Source organism: Nitrospirota bacterium (genome assembly GCA_016178585.1).
GTDB lineage: Bacteria > Nitrospirota > Nitrospiria > JACQBW01 > JACQBW01 > JACOTA01.
Map to the genome: position 1 here is coordinate 1 of JACOTA010000023.1, position 19,302 is coordinate 19,302.

General features: G+C 43.4%; 18 protein-coding genes. 12 read left to right on the forward strand and 6 right to left on the reverse strand.

The genetic code is table 11. The annotated features are described in order from the left end of the window. Positions 1-295 precede the first annotated feature (295 nt). From HYR79_04235 to HYR79_04265, 7 genes are all read left to right on the forward strand, one after another. Entirely contained in the window at positions 296-865 is a 570-nt protein-coding gene (locus HYR79_04235) for a pyridoxamine 5'-phosphate oxidase family protein (protein MBI1820897.1), read from the forward strand. A gap of 137 nt (positions 866-1,002) precedes the next feature. Then, complete coding sequence (locus tag HYR79_04240) at positions 1,003-2,139, forward strand: efflux RND transporter periplasmic adaptor subunit (protein MBI1820898.1); 1,137 nt, start codon at positions 1,003-1,005, stop codon at positions 2,137-2,139. Continuing rightward, positions 2,136-5,246 (forward strand): efflux RND transporter permease subunit, encoded by a 3,111-nt coding sequence (locus HYR79_04245; protein MBI1820899.1) that lies wholly within the window; start codon positions 2,136-2,138, stop codon positions 5,244-5,246. Before HYR79_04240 ends, HYR79_04245 begins: the two co-directional genes overlap by 4 nt. 272 nt (positions 5,247-5,518) lie before the next feature. Further along, positions 5,519-5,710: a hypothetical protein gene (locus HYR79_04250; GenBank protein MBI1820900.1), complete on the forward strand. Its 192-nt coding sequence runs from the start codon at positions 5,519-5,521 to the stop codon at positions 5,708-5,710. After that, on the forward strand, positions 5,697-6,110 hold the full coding sequence (locus HYR79_04255; GenBank protein MBI1820901.1) for a PIN domain-containing protein: 414 nt from the start codon (positions 5,697-5,699) through the stop codon (positions 6,108-6,110). The genes HYR79_04250 and HYR79_04255 overlap by 14 nt, the downstream gene beginning before the upstream one ends. Positions 6,111-6,251: 141 nt before the next feature. Continuing rightward, complete coding sequence (locus HYR79_04260; GenBank protein ID MBI1820902.1) at positions 6,252-7,379, forward strand: patatin-like phospholipase family protein; 1,128 nt, start codon at positions 6,252-6,254, stop codon at positions 7,377-7,379. 174 nt (positions 7,380-7,553) lie between these two features. After that, on the forward strand, positions 7,554-7,988 hold the full coding sequence (locus HYR79_04265) for a cupredoxin domain-containing protein (protein ID MBI1820903.1): 435 nt from the start codon (positions 7,554-7,556) through the stop codon (positions 7,986-7,988). A gap of 363 nt (positions 7,989-8,351) precedes the next feature. Here the strand turns inward: HYR79_04265 and HYR79_04270 are convergent, their stop codons facing one another. Together HYR79_04270 and HYR79_04275 are read right to left on the reverse strand one after the other, a co-directional pair. Continuing rightward, on the reverse strand, positions 8,352-9,464 hold the full coding sequence (locus HYR79_04270) for a tetratricopeptide repeat protein (GenBank protein MBI1820904.1): 1,113 nt from the start codon (positions 9,462-9,464) through the stop codon (positions 8,352-8,354). Then, entirely contained in the window at positions 9,464-11,059 is a 1,596-nt protein-coding gene (locus HYR79_04275) for a tetratricopeptide repeat protein (GenBank protein MBI1820905.1), read from the reverse strand. Before HYR79_04275 ends, HYR79_04270 begins: the two co-directional genes overlap by 1 nt. A gap of 184 nt (positions 11,060-11,243) precedes the next feature. Here HYR79_04275 and HYR79_04280 point away from each other — a divergent pair, with 184 nt between their 5' ends. From HYR79_04280 to HYR79_04300, 5 genes are all read left to right on the forward strand, one after another. Continuing rightward, positions 11,244-12,392 carry a DUF898 domain-containing protein gene (locus HYR79_04280; GenBank protein MBI1820906.1) on the forward strand — a complete coding sequence of 383 codons (1,149 nt, stop codon included), beginning with the start codon at positions 11,244-11,246 and terminating at the stop codon, positions 12,390-12,392. A gap of 311 nt (positions 12,393-12,703) precedes the next feature. After that, entirely contained in the window at positions 12,704-13,513 is an 810-nt protein-coding gene (locus HYR79_04285; protein MBI1820907.1) for a M48 family metallopeptidase, read from the forward strand. A 241-nt stretch (positions 13,514-13,754) separates the two neighbouring features. Beyond that, positions 13,755-14,045: a type II toxin-antitoxin system RelE/ParE family toxin gene (locus tag HYR79_04290; protein MBI1820908.1), complete on the forward strand. Its 291-nt coding sequence runs from the start codon at positions 13,755-13,757 to the stop codon at positions 14,043-14,045. Positions 14,046-14,058: 13 nt separating this feature from the next. After that, the gene (locus tag HYR79_04295) at positions 14,059-14,355 is read left to right on the forward strand and encodes a HigA family addiction module antidote protein (protein MBI1820909.1); all 297 of its coding nucleotides are present in this window, start codon (positions 14,059-14,061) and stop codon (positions 14,353-14,355) included. A gap of 381 nt (positions 14,356-14,736) precedes the next feature. After that, on the forward strand, positions 14,737-16,377 hold the full coding sequence (locus tag HYR79_04300) for a DEAD/DEAH box helicase (protein MBI1820910.1): 1,641 nt from the start codon (positions 14,737-14,739) through the stop codon (positions 16,375-16,377). Here HYR79_04300 and HYR79_04305 read toward each other — a convergent pair. From HYR79_04305 to HYR79_04320, 4 genes are all read right to left on the reverse strand, one after another. Beyond that, positions 16,374-17,186, reverse strand: a complete 813-nt coding sequence (locus tag HYR79_04305; GenBank protein ID MBI1820911.1) for a transporter — start codon at positions 17,184-17,186, stop codon at positions 16,374-16,376. The two genes, HYR79_04300 and HYR79_04305, sit on opposite strands and share 4 nt — an antisense overlap. A gap of 45 nt (positions 17,187-17,231) precedes the next feature. Next, positions 17,232-18,167, reverse strand: coding sequence for a GDP-L-fucose synthase (locus HYR79_04310; protein ID MBI1820912.1), 936 nt, complete (start codon positions 18,165-18,167; stop codon positions 17,232-17,234). Positions 18,168-18,310: 143 nt separating this feature from the next. Then, complete coding sequence (locus HYR79_04315) at positions 18,311-18,715, reverse strand: hypothetical protein (GenBank protein ID MBI1820913.1); 405 nt, start codon at positions 18,713-18,715, stop codon at positions 18,311-18,313. Continuing rightward, positions 18,682-19,017, reverse strand: coding sequence for a hypothetical protein (locus tag HYR79_04320; protein MBI1820914.1), 336 nt, complete (start codon positions 19,015-19,017; stop codon positions 18,682-18,684). The genes HYR79_04315 and HYR79_04320 overlap by 34 nt, the downstream gene beginning before the upstream one ends. Between the last annotated feature and the right edge of the window lie 285 nt (positions 19,018-19,302).

A 19,302-nucleotide genomic window follows, 5' to 3' on the forward strand; every position in this document is an offset into this window, starting at 1 on the left:
CCCCATGAACGCTGTTTTGATCAATAATAGCGCGGTCATTTTAACATACGACTATATGTTTCTCAACTAAAAGCGGTTATCTTCAGGTGCATAAAATCGTTTTCAACACGGACTATCAAGGGTTTTCTGCATTTTCGTTCACTAGTTATGCCCATTAAAATAATTTTTTTATGAAGGGTGGCTTTTATTGGAAAATGGGACGGCATCCGTGGCAAAATTTAAAGGAGAAACTAAAAATACGGCTCTTTTAATCAATATGTTTGGGGTAATGACCCCGGGCAAGGGAGGATGGATTATGGCCAAAATTTACGAAAAAATCGACGACGAAATGTCTGCATGGATAAAGCAACAGCGGGTATTTTTTGTAGCCACCGCGCCGATCGCGCGCGATGGACATGTGAATTGCTCTCCCAAGGGAGGAGATTCTTTTAAGGTCATCGACCCGTTAACTGTTGTTTATCAGGATCTCACGGGAAGCGGCGCGGAGACGATCTCCCATCTTCGGGAAAATAGCCGAATTGTTGTGATGTTCTGCGCGTTTGAAGGCCCTCCCAGGATTGTCCGGTTACATGGGAGGGGGGAGGCCGTTACCCCCGGCCTTCCAGAATACCCTTTTTTCGTAACGTTTTTTCCTGAAAATTCAGGAACGAGGGCCTTCATACGGGTCAGAATAAGCCGAATATCCGATTCTTGCGGCTATGCAGTCCCATTTTTTGATTATAAGGGGGACCGGGATGCTCTTGAAAAGTGGGCTAGAGCAAAGGGCGCAGACAAACTAGAAGCGTATCGCCGGGAAAAAAATCTGCGAAGCATTGACGGACTGCCGGCCTTTGATGACATCCCTAAATCGTTCAGACCCGTTTAACCGAAAAAAGTTTATTTTTGACGTAAGAAAAGAATTCCGGTCATTGCCTCAAAAAGCAGAAGAAAATCTGTGAAAGTTAGGCTATAATCAGGGCCAGTCAATTTAAAAACAGGCAAGGAATTTTAAACCCGCCCCTAATGAAAATTTCATTTTTGTTCTCAATCATTTTCCTTATTTTCACAAATTGCTCCGTTCAAACAACCCAGCAATCCCCTGCCAGAAAACCAAAGGCGGCCGAGGCTGTTCCCGTTACAACGGCCCGGGCCGTTCAGAAAACCGTTCCCGTTAAAATCCATGCCATTGGCAATGGTCAGGCCTATTCAACCGTCAGTGTAAAGGCACAGGTCGGCGGGACCCTTCAAAAGGTTAATTTTAAAGAAGGGGAATATGTTAAAAAAGGAGATCTGGTTTTTACATTGGATTCCCGCCCCTTTGAAGCTCAGCTCAAGCAGGCTGAGGCCAACCTGGCAAAGGACCGGGCTCAGGCTGAAAATGCCCGCAAGGAGGTTAACCGATATCAAGAATTAGTAAAAAACGGTTATGTGGCAAGTGAACAATATGAGCGGATTTTAGCCAATTCTCAGGCTCTCGAAGGAACGCTTCTTGGCGATGAAGCGGCGATAGAAAATGCGAAACTTCAGCTTGAGTACTGTTTTATCCGTTCTCCGATCGATGGGATCACCGGGAACCTTCTTGTTCATGAGGGAAACGTGGTCAAAGCCAATGACCTGGTGCTTCTGGTCATTAACCAGGTCCGCCCCATCTATGTGTCTTTTTCAGTCCCAGGCCGTTATCTGCCGGAAATCAGAAAATATAGAGCTTTGGGAAAATTAAAGGTCGAGGCGGCCGTTCCCGGCAAAGAAGGATCCTCTGTTCTGGGGGACCTTACGTTTGTCGACAATGCGGTTGATTTACAGACCGGAATGATTCAGTTAAAAGGCCTTTTTTCAAACCAGAATAAAACCTTATGGCCCGGACAGTTTGTCAATGTTGATTTGTTTGTCACAAAACAGGACAACGCCATCGTTGTTCCGTCGCGGGCTGTACAAACAGGACAGACCGGTCAGTTCCTTTATGTCATAAACCCGGGCTTCACGGTGGAATTCCGTTCTGTGGTTGTTGAAAGCGTGATGGATGAAGAAGCTGTCATCGAAAAAGGGGTTTCGCCAGGCGACCAGGTTGTGACCGACGGACAGCTTCGCCTGGTCCCAGGGTCAAAAGTCGTGGTCCGGGATTCGGGTTCGCCGGCACATTCCCAAGAAAATCAAAAATGAATATTCCCGAGCTATGCATCCGGCGACCGGTTATGACAACGCTTTTGATGGCCGGTATTTTTTTATTTGGCATTATCGGCTACCGGGCATTGCCTGTCAGCGAACTTCCCGATGTGGATTTTCCCACCCTCTCAGTCTCCGCAAATTTGCCGGGAGCCAGCGCCGAGACCATGGCTTCCTCCGTCGCAACCCCCCTGGAAAAACAGTTTTCGACCATTGCGGGGATCGATTCCATGACCTCGATCAATGGCCGCGGCATCACTCAAATCACCGTTCAATTTTCCCTGGATCGAAATATTGATGCGGCCGCGCAGGATATCCAATCGGCGATAGTTGCCGCCCAGAAAAACCTCCCTCCCGGCATGCCAAGCCCCCCGACCTACCAGAAGGTTAATCCCGCCGATCAGCCGATTCTTTTCCTGGCTTTAAGTTCCCCTTTGCTTCCTCTCTCAAAAATCGATGAATATGCGGAGAACATGATTGCGCAACGTATTTCAACGATCAGCGGAGTCGCACAGGTACAGGTTTTCGGTTCGCAAAAATATGCTGTGCGGGTTCAGCTTGATCCCGCGGCTATGGCCTCGCGCGGGCTCGGAATCGACGAAGTTGCGGGAGCGATCAGTCAGCAAAATGTGAATCTTCCCACCGGGACGCTTTATGGCGCCCACCAGGCTTTTACCGTCCAGGCTTCAGGACAACTCACCAATGCCGCCGCTTATCGTCAGCTGATTGTGGCCTACCGGAACGGGTCTCCCGTCCGGCTGGAAGAGCTGGGAAGAGTCATTGACAGTGTCCAGAATGACAAGGTGGCAAGCTGGTACAACGATACGCGAGCCATTGTTCTGGCCATTCAACGCCAGCCTGGCACAAATACCGTCGAGGTAGCCGATGCCATCAAAAAACTGTTGCCGGTATTCCGGGGGCAAATGCCCGCTTCAGTAAGGTTTGAAGTCCTCTATGACCGCTCCGTGTCCATTCTTGCATCCATTAATGAGGTGAAATTCACCCTGATTTTGGCCATTGGCCTGGTTATCCTGGTGATCTTTTTATTCCTTCGCAAACTTCCTGCCACCCTCATTCCCAGTCTTGCTTTGCCCATCTCCATTATGGGAACTTTCAGCGTCTTATATTTATTGGGTTACAGTATTGATAATCTCTCTTTGATGGCGTTGACGCTTTCTGTGGGATTCGTAGTCGATGACGCGATCGTGATGCTTGAAAATATTGTGCGCCATCTGGAAAAAGGAGAAGAAGTTTTACCGGCAACGCTGAAGGGCTCCAGGGAAATCGGTTTCACGATCGTTTCGATGACCGTTTCTCTCGCGGCAGTATTCATTCCGGTCCTCTTAATGGGAGGAATTTTAGGAAGGCTTTTGCACGAATTTTCAGTGACGATCATCACAACCGTTGTGGTATCAGGTTTTGTCTCCCTGACGCTCACGCCTATGCTCTGCAGCAGGCTTCTAAAAGTTCACCGGTCGGAAAAACATGGCCGGCTTTATAATCTTTTCGAGAGATTCTTTGAATGGTTGCTGGGCATTTACGACAGGAGTCTAAGATTTTCATTAGCGCACCGCAGGCTGGTTATCCTGATATTTGGTATTCTTTTTATGGCTTCGGTTTATTTATTTATGATTATTCCTAAAGGCTTTATTCCTAATAGTGATACGGGCTTGATTTTTGCTTTTACACAGGGGTCCCAGGATATTTCTTTTGAATCCATGAAAACACACCAGCAGGCATTGGCCAAAATTGTCCAGCAGGATCCCTATGTGGAAAATTTTATGTCGGCCATTGGGGCTGGAGGCCCAAACGTGACAGGAAATACGGGCAGAATATTTATGCGTTTGAAACCACGTTCCCAACGTCCCGATGTCGAGCAGGTGATTCAGGAGCTGCGTCCAAAGCTGGCTGCGGTTACAGGCATTAAAGCTTTTCCACAGAATCTTCCCACCATTCGAATTGGAGGCCAGCTCACCAAAAGCCTGTACCAGTATACCCTGCAAGATGTTGACATTCAGGAACTCTATCAATGGGCGCCCGTCCTGGAATCCAAAATCCGGACTTTGCCGGGGTTTCAGGACGTGAACAGCGATTTAGAAATTACGACGCCTCAGATCAACGTCGAAATCGATCGGGATAAAGCTTCCTCCCTCGGAGTAAGGGCTGATCAGATCGAAAGCGCCCTTTATAACGCCTATGGGGCGCGTCAAGTCTCAACGATTTATACCCCTTCGGATCAATATTGGGTGATTATGGAATTGGACCCGGAATTCCAATTAAATCCAAATGCGCTATCGTTGCTCTATATCCGGGCCTCCACAGGGCAGCTTGTCCCGTTAAATAGTGTCGCCAGGCTTAATCCGGGCGTGGGTCCGCTGACCGTGGCACACCTGGGCCAACTTCCCTCCGTGACGATTTCTTTTAACCTGGAGCCGGGCGTTTCCTTAAGCGATGCTGTAAAGAAAATTGAAAAAGTTGGGCGTGAATTAAACCTTCCCGCCACCCTGAATGCCACTTTCAAAGGAGTGGCCCAGGCTTTCCAATCCTCTTTTCAAGGCCTTTCCATCCTTTTCATTTTGTCTTTTCTGGTCATTTATATCGTCCTGGGCATTCTTTACGAGAGTTTTATTCATCCCATTACAATCCTGTCGGGTCTTCCTTCCGCGGCCTTCGGAGCGTTGGCGACGCTAATGCTTTTTCACATGGAACTTAATATCTTTGGCTTTGTGGGGCTTTTGATGTTATTGGGAATCGTGAAGAAAAACGCTATTATGATGATTGATTTTGCGCTCAACGCCCGGCGAAACGAAGGAAAAAACGCTTTTGACGCCATTTATCAGGGATGTCTGATCCGCTTCCGTCCGATTATGATGACGACGATGGCGGCTTTAATGGGAACGCTCCCGATCGCGATTGGCTTCGGCGCGGGGTCAGACACCCGGAGACCTCTTGGTTTGGCAGTTGTCGGTGGATTGCTGGTTTCCCAGCTGGTCACCCTTTACATTACCCCCGTGATCTATCTATATTTTGAAACTTTTCAGCAAAATTTTTTTGAATGGCGCCAGCGACGCAGGGCGCCGATAAAAGACAATGTCCTCGAATAAAACAGGCAGGCCGGAACTTCTTTATGCCCGTTTATTCTGCCGTCGACCAATCCTCACTCCTGTTTCGTCCCAGGAACAGAGATAGGATTTGCAACTCCTTGTTTTGCCTGTCATCGCGAGCGCCCGCAGGGTGCGTGGCGATCTCGGTTCACGATGGCGAGATTGCTTCGCTTCGCTCGCAATGACAACTTTCTATCTCTGTTCTTGGTCGTTTCCATGCTTGACAACGTAATACATAATTATATAATATGTAAGACATAACAGGAGGCGGTATGCCAAAATCACAAGTCACAGTGCGATTAGATAAAAGTCAGTTAGCCAAAGCCCGGAAAGCTTTGGGTTCTGTTACGGTAACAGAAACGATTGAGCAGGCGTTGGCTTTGGTTACAGAAAAAGCCATTCACGACTCTATCCTCCGAAAATATAGCGGTGTGGGGAAGAAGGATTCTTTTGCCGACCGGTAATCTGGCCATTCTGGATACGTCGGTTTATATTGAAAATTTTAGAACCGGACGTTTTTCACTCGGACTGCTTCGATCTCCATGGATCATCCGGTGTTCTGCTGTTGTTCTACATGAATTGCGTCGAGGGGCAAGAGCGGATCTAGAACTCCAATTTGTATCAGATTTGGCTAAAAACGTGCGTATCATTACCCCTTCGGAGCGTCATTGGATAGAGTCTGGCGAAATCATTTCCCTTATTAGCAAGAAAAATGGTTTTGGTCCGGCTAAGATGCGAGAGTTGGCCTTTGATGTCTTGATCGCCCTATCTGCCAGAGAGATTGGGGCCACATTAATTACTTGTAATCGGCGAGATTTTACGGAGATCCGCAAACATAAGGTTTTTAGTGTCTTGTATTGGTGAACCATAGAGCAGTTCTATCCGTCCTTGCAACTATGAAATCGAACGTAAAAATAATCCAAACTTTACGACAGGACCGATTTTTTAATCGCCCGGAAATCACGAAATTAGATCGCTTTAATCTACGCAAAGGTTTTCTATAAAATGAAAAACGCTCTTATTCTTTCCGGAGGAGGCGCCAAGGCGGCTTACGAAGCAGGTGTTGTCCAATCCCTAAACCAGCTAGACTTTTCATTTGATATCGTAACGGGAACTTCTGCCGGAGCTTTCAATGCCACTTTGATCGCTGGAAATCAACAAACTCAACTGCTGGACCTTTGGAGAAATATTTCCGCATCGGATATTTACCGTTTACGAATTCCATTATGGCTTGCTTTTTTGATTCCGTCCGGCCTCATTTACTGGATTGTTAATTCCAAAAAGGCAATTTACGATAACAAACCTTTCCTGAAATTACTTCAGAATACGATTGATTTCAAAAAGATCATCGAATCACAAATACACCTCATTATTATTGCGGATGATCTTGTTTCAAAAAAGAGGGTTACTTTTACCAATAAAACTCTCATAAGGGGCGATTCCCCAAAGAGGTTGGCAATTCCCTTAACAGCAGCAAATATCATTGATGCCATTCTTGCAAGCGTGCCGATTCCCGGACTTTTTTCTCCGTTTCCGATGAATCAACACATGCTGGTGGATGGAGGTCTCACACATAATGCCCCCATTGGGGCCGCTATTGATGCCGGGGCGGACCGCCTTTATTGTATCTTGAATTCACCTGTCCGACCGAGAATCTCAGAAATTTCAACCATTCCGGATATCGTCAACGCCTCACTCGATATGATGATCACTTCCATGATGGAATCGGATATCCTCGAAGCCCGGTTGAAAAACCTGGTGACTGGAAAAAAACATGTGGATATTCACGTCATTCGTCCCCTGAAGGCATTGCCTCCGGCTACCCTTGAATTTAATCCGGAAAAAATAGAGGAGGCGATAAAGATTGGATTGAAGGCTCCGATTCTTCAACACATTAGCTTTAAGGAGGCACGATCTGGTTTTAGATTAGAAATTCAGGGGTACAATTTTGAATCCTCAAAAGGGAAGGTGTTTATTAATCAATCGGAGATGGAAATGACACGATGGACTGAAAAAGAAATTATCATAGAAATTCCAGAAAACATTCCAACCAATTTTAATATTTTGACGATTCAAACCAGTGTAGGCACTATTGATAAAAACTTAGAAATTCCCAGAGGAAAATCTGTCTGATTTGTTTCGGATCTATTGTAAAATGCGGATTGTTCTTCCCCTTTTTCGCGCAATTCCTGAGATTATAATATTGGTGTTTTCGGATTCCCGAAAAATTTCTAATGGTAAGGGGATGATAAATTGTTCTATAAATGAATTGCCGATATTGGGATATTCATTAGAGGAGGTTTTTACATGGGGAATTTAAATCAGTATGTCCGAACCGGGGTTTTTCTATTGATGTGGGTTTTAACTTTTTCAGGTTTTTCCGCCTATTCAGCGGATCCCACGGACCAGACAAGCGGTGAGGTGGAGATCATCATACGAAATTCAACGTTTGAATTCCAGGGAGGGATTCTTAAGCCGGATCAGGCCGCGTCGATTGTTATCCATAACCAGGATCAAATTACCCATGGGTTCACTTCCACACTCCTGGCGGATCTTGATGTCCTGGTTGAATCCAACGGTGTAACAACCTTGGGGAAAGGGATAAAAGGTGTTCATATCGACTCTGGAAAAACCGTCCGGATTCACTTTCTCCCTAACCGTCCAGGGAATTTTCCGTTCCGATGCGATCTCCATCCGGACATGAAGGGCGAACTGCTTGTTCTTTCAATAGGATCAATATAAAAGGATGTTTCTGGAAGGTCTCTCTTCAAATACCAGATAACCCGCCCAAGACCAGCGATAGACTTCGCACCCACTTATTAATCATGTCATTGCGAGCACCGAAGGGTGCGTGGCAATCTTATCGTAAAATCTTGAGATTGCTTCACTTTGTTCGCAATGACAGCTTTCTAACTCTGTTCTTGGGATGAATCCTGCATCCCGCTAATCGTTAGTTATGGATCGAAATTTGTCCTGAAAGGGATATTCCTTCTCTGAAAATTACTTTGGTAGGAGTTCTGAAGGAGAAATTTCGTGAGAGAGTGTCTTGTTTTAGAAGATCTTTATTTGAAAATAAAGGGTGTTCGTAGCAGAGTTTTGATTTCTTTACATCGATGTTTTTACATCCAACTTCTTCTTAAGATCTGAAACAAGACCCTCCACCTGAGGAAAATTCGGACGGAACTCTAAAACTTTTTGAAAATTGCTTAATGAGTCTTTCCATTCTTGAAGGTCATAATGAGCCACGCCCAGGAAGAAATAAATTTCCGAATCATTTGGGTCAATAGCAACAGCCTGTTCAAGAACAGAAACAGCTCTTTTATTATTCCCGGAATTATGGAGTCCTATGCCATAGGACAATAAAGTTTTAGCAGACGGAATATGTGAAATGACATGTTCATAAAATGGCAAAGCTTCTTTATCATGCGAAGCGTTAGTTAAGAAAGACGCGATTGTTTCAAAAAAACTGTAATCGGATGGATTTAACTTAAGATATGTCAGTCCCTTTTGAGATAAATTTGTCCATTCCCCAAAACGCATATAAGTTCTTAGAAGATTTTTCCAAGCCATAGCAGCATTTGGAAATTCTTTTAACACTTCTTTTGACATTGTCGCATCATCCCGTTCATACCATTCAATCCAGGGCAATCCTAAGTCGCCATGTCGGATGAGAATCTTTAGGGGTTCCCCATTCCAGTGATCATTTGAATTTGTTTTGGTCATAACGAGTGACATTTTTTGATTCGCCGGATTATTGACGTCCAGTAATAAGGAGGTAAACCTGGGACCATAATCAAATAAAAGTTTATTTTCTTTAATTGCCATGATCTTTGCCGAATAATAGCCCGGGTACTCACTATCAAATCTTGAGTTCAGATAGACCATAACTGTTGCAAATAAAAAGCACCACCCAAAGAAATTAAACGTCTTTTCAGCTATATTAAAGGGACCGGAAGGTTGCGGGATGGGCTCTTTCGATGAAAAATGCCTTACCATAAAATAGAAAAGATGCTTGATTAAAAGAATTGTAGTTAAGAAACAAAAAATTGAACCGATCCAAACTCCTGTAATGTTGAGAGAATGAGCGGCAATTCCAAATTTAGTATGAGTTGAAACCGTCCAAAAAAACAATTGGGTGAGCAGATAATAATAAATAACTGCATAACCTGTGGCGTTCTTTAAATTTATTTTTATACGGGTTTTAGCTAATGATTTCATTATTTGGATGTCTGTCGGTTTATATTTTGAAGACTTTGTGACAACAAACCTTTTGCTGCATTATTTTCCGGATCACGTTTTAGTACATCTTTAAAACAATCCACGGCATATTGATATTCTGAAATCTTATAATAGAGTTGGCAAAAGGAAGTTATATAATAGATATTATCTTCCCCGAGTTCGAAAGCCACTTTATATTCCTTGATGGCGTCTTTATACCGTTTTTGAGCCTCATAAACACGTTCTAGATCGAGATGTACCTCTGAAGAAAATGGAGCCAATTTTAAAGCGGTATCGTATGCATTATAGGCTTCTGTGTACCTTCCTTCCACTTCAGCTATTCGACCTATCGCTTCATGAATATAAAATGTATTTGGATCATACTTTACTGCTTTTTGTTCAAATTCCAAAGCCTGCGTATAATTCCCCATTTCATAATAGGTCAAGCCGGCTTGATGGAGCAATTGGGGATCGTCAGGATGTGACCTAAGGGTATTTTCAACGACAGTTAGGGCTTGTTGATAATCGCCCAGTTTATTGCGTAAAAACCGAACATGCCATACGGTATAAAATGGATCATCTGGAGTTGATTTTGCTAAATTTTGAGTCGCATGATACTCATTCAAGAGATCGTTGCGGTCAGCATAAATGGTCGAAATTCTGTCAAGAGCTCTACTATTGTTATGGTTAAGGGATATTGCCTTAAACAAATTTTCTAAAGCCGCCTCATAATTGCCAATTTTATAATTTACAAGTCCAATTGTCATATAAGCTTCATCCGGCCGATCATTTTTTTCAATCGCCTTTTGGGCATACTTGATGGCGATCTTTCCCTGTGAAATATCAAATATCCGCAGGTATCTGTGGTAGTGCGCAAGAAGACAATTGGGTCGTTTTTCTTCAGGCAGGCTCATCAGTTCTCCAACTGTTTTAAGAGCCGTGATGAAGGATTCTGTTTCAAATGATCCCTTATAATCACGTAATCCTCTATTAAGACTATCTATAGCTTTGTTATATTGATTTTGTTTGGAATAAACCGCCGATTGAAGAATCAGCACATCCGTATGGTCCTGGTTTCTTTCTAAGAGTTGGTTTGTCAAAGATAGGACATCTTCAAAATTATTTTCGTCGAAAAAAAGTCGCGAAAGCGTAAACAGCGCATTATCATTTGATGGATCGATTTCAAGCGCCGTCAGAGCTAGTTTTTTTGCTTCTTTAAAGCTTCCTTCCGAATAGTAATACCAAGCTAAGTTCCCTAACATCTCAGGGGATTTGTTTTTGTTACTCTCAATTTCTATCTGGGTATTATTTTTATTATTCTCATGTTTATTTTTTTTGGCAATCCACATTTTCTGTCGATTGTGCAGCATCTTATTGTAAATTTGATAATGGATTTCATATTCTTTGGAGGCCTTAAGGTAGTTCCCAAGTTCATATTGAACAAAACCGTTAATAGCATGGCGGGTCATAAACTCGGGTGTAAACAAAACGCCCGTGTTTCTAGCTATAAAGTTAATTCCAACGGTGAATGTTGCCCAAAAAATAAAAATCCCAAATACGATAATATAAATTTTCCAGTTCTTATATAACCTCATACTTTTATCCAATTAACGAAAATTAGTACGTGACCTTGAGTCTTTAGAAATAAGTTTAGCGCGAATTTAGCGAACGTCAAATCCCCTAAATGCTCAAACCAGGTTGCGCGGTTAATAATATTGGATATACTATGAATTAATATCCTGTTAAGTCAGGAGAATAGTTTTCTTGCAGGGGGGAGAAATGAGTTTTCAAAGTATGATCTGTCCAAAATGCGGTCTCACACAAGCGCTAAAGTCAGAATGCGAGTCGTGTGGAAGCCCAACAGGAAAAATCGGTCCAGCAAGAACCATCCATTCCGTAAGTACCCCTCCGATTGAAATTGCGAAGAAAGTCGAGCCTCCTGAAAATGCTCCGGTTACTGTTGATCCCATTGTTCCTGTAGACAAACCAACCTTCCAATTCTTTTTTTATGGAAAAGGGAGTTTCTTTTTCCAAATTCATTTAATTAACCTTTTTCTAATATTTATAACAGTTGGAATCTATTATGCGTGGGCTAAAGTTAAAGTGAGAAGGTATCTTTTTAGTCAGATTGAGTTCATGGGGGATAGATTCCATTTCCATGGAACTGGAAAAGAAGTCTTTATCGGTTCTATAAAAGCCTCTCTAATTTTGGGATTTCTTTACGGCTTATATTCTGGGATAAAATTTTTTCCAGCGAATTCAATCTGGCACGGTGTGGGACAGGGAATCTATTTTTTGACCATTGTATTATTGATTCCGGTAGCTAAAATCGGTCGCTACCGTTATCGCCTAAGCCGAACCTCCTGGAGAGAAATTCGATTTTCGTTCCGAGGGCACGTCAAACACTTTGTCGAATTTTACGTGGCAGGAATATTTTTGAATCTTGTTACATTAGGACTTTACTATCCAGTTTTTGCAGCAAAACAATATGCTTTTTTTGTTTCGCAGTCTTTTTTTGGGAACGAAAAATTTTCCTTTGATGGAAAAGGTCAAGATTTAATGTGGCCATTCTGTAAAGCTTTATTTTTAACTCTTCCGACATTGGGTTTGTCCTGGTTTTGGTTTTTTGCAGTTCAAAAACGTTATTTCTTAAATCACACAACTTATGCTAAGGGTGAATTCTGTTCCGAAATAAAGGGATCGAAATACTGTTTGTTATATGTTGGGAATGCTCTCCTCCTAATCCTTTCAATTGGTTTGGCTTATCCCTGGGTCATCGTTCGGACCAATCGGTTTTTCTCTGATAATTTAACTTATAAAGGCGTGTTGAAGTTGGAGACGGTCCACCAGGAAAAACTGGATGCTTCCACTATGGGAGAAGGTTTGGGAAATATTTTGGATGTGGACATGGGCATCGGGGTTTCGTAACAGAAGGCTGATTTAAGATGACAGAATGGCAAGGTATCTATCTCGACGGTAATACGCCGGTACGGGTTTCCGTAACTGTCACGTTTAACTCAAACGGACTTGAGGTTAGAGATGGTAAGAGTCTTTCAATGGTCTGGCCCTTTGACCAAATTCATCTGACTTATAAACAAGATCCGAGCGAGCCTTTCCGACTGAAAAGGAACAAACAGGTTTCTGAAACGTTACTTATTTCCAGTCCACTCTTTCTAAAGGCACTTCATCAGTTTTCTCCAACTCAAACGGCTCATCTACTTCGCTCCGGACAAAGAAAATTGAAATTAAAAATAGCATTGTCTGCATTGCTTGGAACTCTTGTTTTCGCGCCGATTTTCTATTTTGTATTACTTCCGGTTGTCATCCTGACAGCCGCTAAATTTGTCCCGGTGTCTTGGGAAGAACAATACGGAAGGTCTATTGTTGAAGGGTTTGCGGCTCCTGAAGATTATTGTAAAGATCGACGTCTAATGACTGTTCTCGATTCCGTATTAAAGGACCTATCGGACTCCATTCCGAATAATCCGTATCATTTTCATCTGAAAATAGTTAATGATAAAATTGTTAACGCATTTGCCCTGCCTGGAGGGATTATCATTGTTTTCAGTGGTTTATTAGAAGAAACGGATTCTCCCGATGAATTTGCCGGGGTACTGGCTCACGAAATTCAACATATTGTCAGGCACCATTCCACGCGTGAAATACTTCGCCAAGCATCAACCAGTTTTCTGGTTTCTTCATTAACGGGACATTTTGGGAATGATAGTACTTTTAGTCTTCGAGGAGTCAGAATGTTGGAAACGTTACACTACGACAGAAAGTTAGAAGAGGAGGCTGATCGAGAAGGAATGAAACTTTTGGTAAGCGCTAAATATCAGCCTGAAGCCATGATTCGAATGTTTGAAAAATTTGAGAAAGGTAAGAGTGACCGGGATCCTATTTTAACCTTCCTCTCAACCCATCCGGCCACTGAAAATCGAATCAAAAATTTAAAGGAATTGATGAATCAACTTACAGCGCAACCGGTCATCCATAGCCAGGACAGTCTTTGGAATGAGGCTAGATTGATCTGTCAGAATTCTTCGTAATAGATTCTTTGGTGCTAAATAAAACACCCTAGGTCGATAAATTACCTATATATTTTTGACCAATCTATAAAAAATTCCTTCCTGGAACCTTCAAGGTATCCCAGCTTTCAGTCCGTACAACCCTTCCAACGGCAATCGTTGTATTTTATAACGGCCTCTGAACACATCATTTCGCAAAAGCTGTTTTCACAATTCATTAAAAACCCTTTACAAGGTATACCTTAATAAGGTATAAATAATTATGGCCATTTGTTCTTTTTTTGACAAAGGTACAGAACAATTTTTCCTGATTGGAAAGGTGGCTAAAGGAATTGGCTGGAGTTCCATTAGCAATGTCGTCAAGAGAAAGCTTGATATGGTTCATTATGCTGAGGCTCTCAATGATTTAAAGGTCCCACCTGGAAACCGTTTGGAATCTCTTACCGGTGACTTAAAGGGATATTATAGTATTCGCATCAATGATCAATGGCGGATTGTTTTCGGGTGGACGGACTCTGGCCCCAATAAAGTACGAGTTTGTGATTATCACTGAATAAGGAGGTACTATGTTTAAAATTAGGAGAAATCCTACCACTCCGGGTGAGATTTTGAAGGAAGAGTTTTTGGTGCCCCTCGGGTTGACTCAGGGGGAGTTGGCTTTGCATCTTAACTGTGATGTAAAGGTGATTAACCGGATAATCAATGGACATACCCGTGTTACAGCGGAAATGGCAATTAAGCTAGCCGCTGCCTTTAACACAACGCCGGAGTTTTGGCTAAACGCCCAAAAAGCTGTGGACCTTTATAAGGCATCTAAAAATATTAGTAAATTGCCAAAATCATTACTGTTGAAGACAGCATAGAACCGTTACCTTTTCCAAAAAACCACTCTCTTGTAGAGTATCCCAGCCCCACGCAGAGTTGTACTGGTAATCCACGGTTTTTGTGATGCCCCTTTTCCGGGGATTCGTGGAATCTTTAACGAAAGACTGATCGATGGACTCTTTTATGTGCCCAAGCGTTCTTTTTTAATTTAAAGAGAATCACGCACAAAAATAGTTCTTGCTTTTCGGCCCGGTTGTGTTTTATACTAAAAAGCTAAATAAATTTAACAGGCTGCCTGTTAACATCAACCACAGTTAGTTTCTGCTGAAAATCCTCTCTTGTATTTCTGTTCGATCTCTGATCTGCCAGGGTTTATCCTTTCATCATAAACTAATCTATACCAAAGAATGGAAAATTAAATGGATACATCTACGCGAGAGATGCGTCAATCTCACTCCGTCAGCACGGAAGTCATTACCCCCTCGAACACCCAGAAAGTTTTGTTTGAGGATTTTAAAATCAGCCCGCCGGTTTTAAGCGCTTTATACGGCATGGGATTTAAAGAGCCCTCGCCGATTCAAGTTGGGACCTTGGCATTGGCCTTGAGAGGGTCCGATGTCATTGGACAGGCGCAAACCGGAACCGGCAAAACAGCCGCTTTCGGAATTCCTATTATCGAAAAAATTAATCCTTCCGACCGAAAGCTTCAGGCTTTGATTATGGCCCCCACGCGGGAATTGGCTATTCAGGTGGCCGAGGAGCTCAACCGGATCGGAAAAGGAAAAGGGATCGTTTCTCTTCCGGTTTACGGAGGACAGGCGATTACGATTCAGCTGGCAAGTTTAAAGCGGGGTGTTCATATTGTTGTAGGAACCCCGGGCCGGTTAATCGACCATTTAAACCGGAAGACGCTTCGTCTTCAGGACGTTCAGACCGTGGTTCTAGATGAAGCAGATGTTATGCTTGACATGGGATTTATTGACGATATCACCACCCTTTTACAGCAGGTTCCCAAAGAGCGTCAGACCCTTCTGTTTTCGGCCACGCTCTCTGAGCCGATTCTTCAAATCGCCAAGAAATATATGAATCATCCTTCGGAAGTCCGAATCAGCAAAAAAAACGTGACCGTAGAGAAAATCGAACAGGTTTATTACGAAACCCCTCATTCCCAGCGGTTTGACACATTCTGCCGGGTCATGGATGTGAACAAGCCGACGCTTACCCTGGTCTTTTGTGATACCAAAATGAATGTCGACCAGCTGACAGCAAGATTGATCAAAGCGGGGTATCCGAGCGAGGCCATTCATGGAGACCTCAGTCAGCTCCAGCGTGACAAGGTCATGAAGAAATTCAGGGACGGGACGATAAAAATCCTGGTCGCCACCGATGTGGCCGCCCGGGGTTTAAATGTCTCTGCCGTCTCTCATGTGATCAATTATCATATTCCGAAAAATACTGAGACCTATATTCACCGGATCGGGAGAACCGGCCGTGCCGGCAAAGAAGGGATGGCGATTACGCTGATCACGCCGCATGAAAATAGGGATTTAAAATCGATTGAGGCTCAATCGAAGGCAAAAATTGAAAAAAGAGCAATTCCTTCAGACGATGAGGTTCGGGGTTCCCGGTTGAGTCAGGTCCAGGAACAGATTGAAACGACTTTGAAAAAAGGGGCCGTGAAAAAATACTCTCCCTGGCTTAAAGAGCTTTATTCCGGATTTACACCGGAAGAGGTTGCGTCCGCTCTTCTTTACCTTCACGATCACGTTGAACCTGTTGTGGTAACCGAAAAAGAGGAAAGTTCAAGGGGGTTTCGCTCAAACACGAGGCGCCGCGATGAAAGGTCTGGCAGCAGGTATTCGTCGAACAGGCCAGCCGCGGGAAGGGAACGAAATTCTTATGCCCGCCAGGCATCTTCTGACGACAATGCTAGAACGGAACGGAGCTCTTATACGACTCGTCCGAGGGCTTCAGAAAAAAAAGAAGCGGTACGGGGAAAAGAAATTTATATGATGCCGGTGATGACACGGTCAAAACGGTCAAAAAACAAGGCCTACTAAAACGAAATATTGATGGAGGCGTGAAGGGCTGTTCCTTTTGGAGGCGCGTTGGTTCCGATCGGAATGGTCCTCTCGATTCCGCCGGTCAGCTGAAAGGGGTTTCTAAAAAAGCGTAAGGATGCCGAGACCGTTCCAAAATCTTGATTTATTCCATATTTGCTTGTCCCGGTTCCTTCTAAAAGGAGGACCCACGATTCGGCGAGAGGGAAAAAGCCTCCGCCTCCGTACCGGATATATTTTTCTTCACGGGTTTTTCCGATATCCTGGGCAAAAACGCCCGCTTCTCCCGTTAAGCTAAAAGAATAATCAATCAGGTCGATCTTCCCGTCTGCAATGAGTTCAAAGTCGCCTCCATAGGAATCAACGGTTCGAAGGCCTTTATTTTGATCTCCTGTCGGTAACTCAACAGTGAGCGCCAAAGCCAGCGAAGGGATGTCTTCGCTTATTTGATCCAGCCAATGAACTTTGCCTGAAATTTGAATATCACCTATCCCTGACAGGTTGCCGCTTTGGTTGAAATAAGGAATGACCATCGCCGTTTCAATCCCATCCAGAAGGCCCGTTGACAAAACCGCTTCCACGGTACCTTTTTTAAAGTTATTCAGGTCGCTTTCAAAAGCGATACCGAACAAGGCGGCTTTAAGCTCGCCTTTCAAGAGCGTTTGGGTTGAGTCGATAAAATAATAACCGGAAAGACCTTTTACGTTGGACGCCGGGACATAATCGTCAACTTCCAGGGCCAAAAGAGGGTGAACCGAAATAACGAGAATAACGAGAAAAAATAAAATGGCAAGATTTTTCTTAAGCATCGCGCTCCTTATTCTTTATTAATTCCTGTTGACCTATTGAGATTCCTATCGTGTTTTAAGGTACCATTCGATGGTTTTCTTTAAACCTTCTTCAAAACTGGTTTTGGCCTTAAATCCAAACTCTTTAGACGCCCGGGTGGTATCGAGGGAACGCCGGGGTTGTCCATCGGGTTTGGACGTTTCCCAGTTTATTTTTCCGGTAAAGTTTGAAAGTTTCGCAATAAGGGCGGCAAGGTCTTTTATGGAAATTTCAAAACCTGCTCCCAGGTTGACAGGATCGGGCTTATTATATTTTTCAGTCGCCAAAATAATCCCTTCCGCGCAATCTCCTACATAGAGAAACTCCCGGGTAGCCCTTCCGGTCCCCCAAACCGTAATTTCATTTTCCCCATGCTGGATAGCGTCGACGCATTTCTTGATTAAAGCAGGAATCACATGAGACGATCGGGGGTCGAAATTATCGCGCGGACCATAAAGATTGACGGGAAGAAGATAAATTGAGTTGAACCCGTATTGTTGGCGGTATGCCTGAGACTGGATAAGCATCATTTTTTTGGCCAGCCCATAAGGGGCGTTGGTCTCTTCAGGATAACCGTCCCAGAGGGCGTCTTCCTTGAAAGGAACAGGGGTAAATTTAGGATATGCGCAGATGGTTCCGATGGCAACAAACTTTTCCAGACCGTATAGACGGGCTTCCTCCATTAAGAGGGCTCCCATAATAAGGTTCTGGTAGAAAAAGCTCCCTGGATTTTCGCTGTTAGCCCCGATGCCGCCTACCACAGCCGCCAGATGAATTAAAATCTCGGGACGCAAATCCTTATAAAGCCGTTTGACATTTTCATGTTCGACCAGATTGTAATCTTTGCTCCGAACAGGAAAAACGGACGGATAACCCCGCTCCCGAAGTTTTTCAACAACATAAGAGCCTAAAAATCCGGAACCGCCCGTCACCACGATTCTTTTTTGGTTTAAATTGCTCATGATAGAGTAAAGAAAAACTTTTTCAGATTAGTAACGGCCAAGTGTTCAAAAAAAATAAACTTGAACTAATTTAGCGTGAGAAAAAAAATAAATCAACCTAAAAAATAGAGCGTCATTTGAAGGGTGGAAAAAAGGAGGTTTTTCTATATGACCCCAAAAGAGAGTTGGAGCGCCGCATTCGGTTTCACTTCGATTTCTTTTTCGATTTTTTTGAATGCCTCGTGCCAGATGGATAGGGTATATTTTCCCGGCGGAACATCTGAGAGACGGAATCCCCCCTCGTCATCGGTCAGGGTAAAGTAGGGCGTATCGACAACGAGGATAAACCCTTCCATGAAATTATGAATATCGCATTTTGCATGCACCAGCCCGGCCTGGTTCAGAGGTCTTTTTATCAAATTACTAAACGGGGCCACCGCCAGATTAAAAAGAGATCTATTGTCGACGGAAAAATGGAAATTATGCAAAAGGGGATCGCTGTTTCGAAAATTTAAAACCGTGCCGGTTTGAACCGCTAAAATATTAAAATATGAGGGGAAAAGGCGCATTTGTCGCTTTTAAATTGAGTTCCGTTTTTTGGACGACGAAGGGTTTTTTCACCGGGGAGATTGCCCCCTGTCAGAGTAACAACCACATTCTTAACCCCTTTGGTGTCGGAGTTGATAATCAACCGCTCTGATAGGACATATCTTCCGCAGAAATCCTGGTCTTCATTGGTTAACAATAATTCTGGTTTTGGCAAAGCGTCTTTTTCATACAGGATTTTGCCAGAAATAGAGCCGGCCGGCTCTTCTGCAAAAGAAAAGGGAGATAGGAGAAAAACAAAAAAAACAGGTAAAATAAATTTCATTAAGCGTATTTGAAAAGCTTTTGTCAATTAAAAATGTTAAGGGAGCCTTTAAATCAACCGTTTTCCACAAGGGCCTGATTCTAACTGGAATTAATTTTTCATAATATAAATCATTTATTTAAATAGTTCCACCTTTTTCCTTCCATTGGGCCTGCGACATAAAAGTGGGTTTTTAGATTTGCCTCTTTTTTTTGGTTATGTTATTGTAGAATAATATCTACAATAAGGAGGTTGACTATGGTGGATATCCAAACGATTCAAGTCCGGCGAGAGGCTATTCTGAGC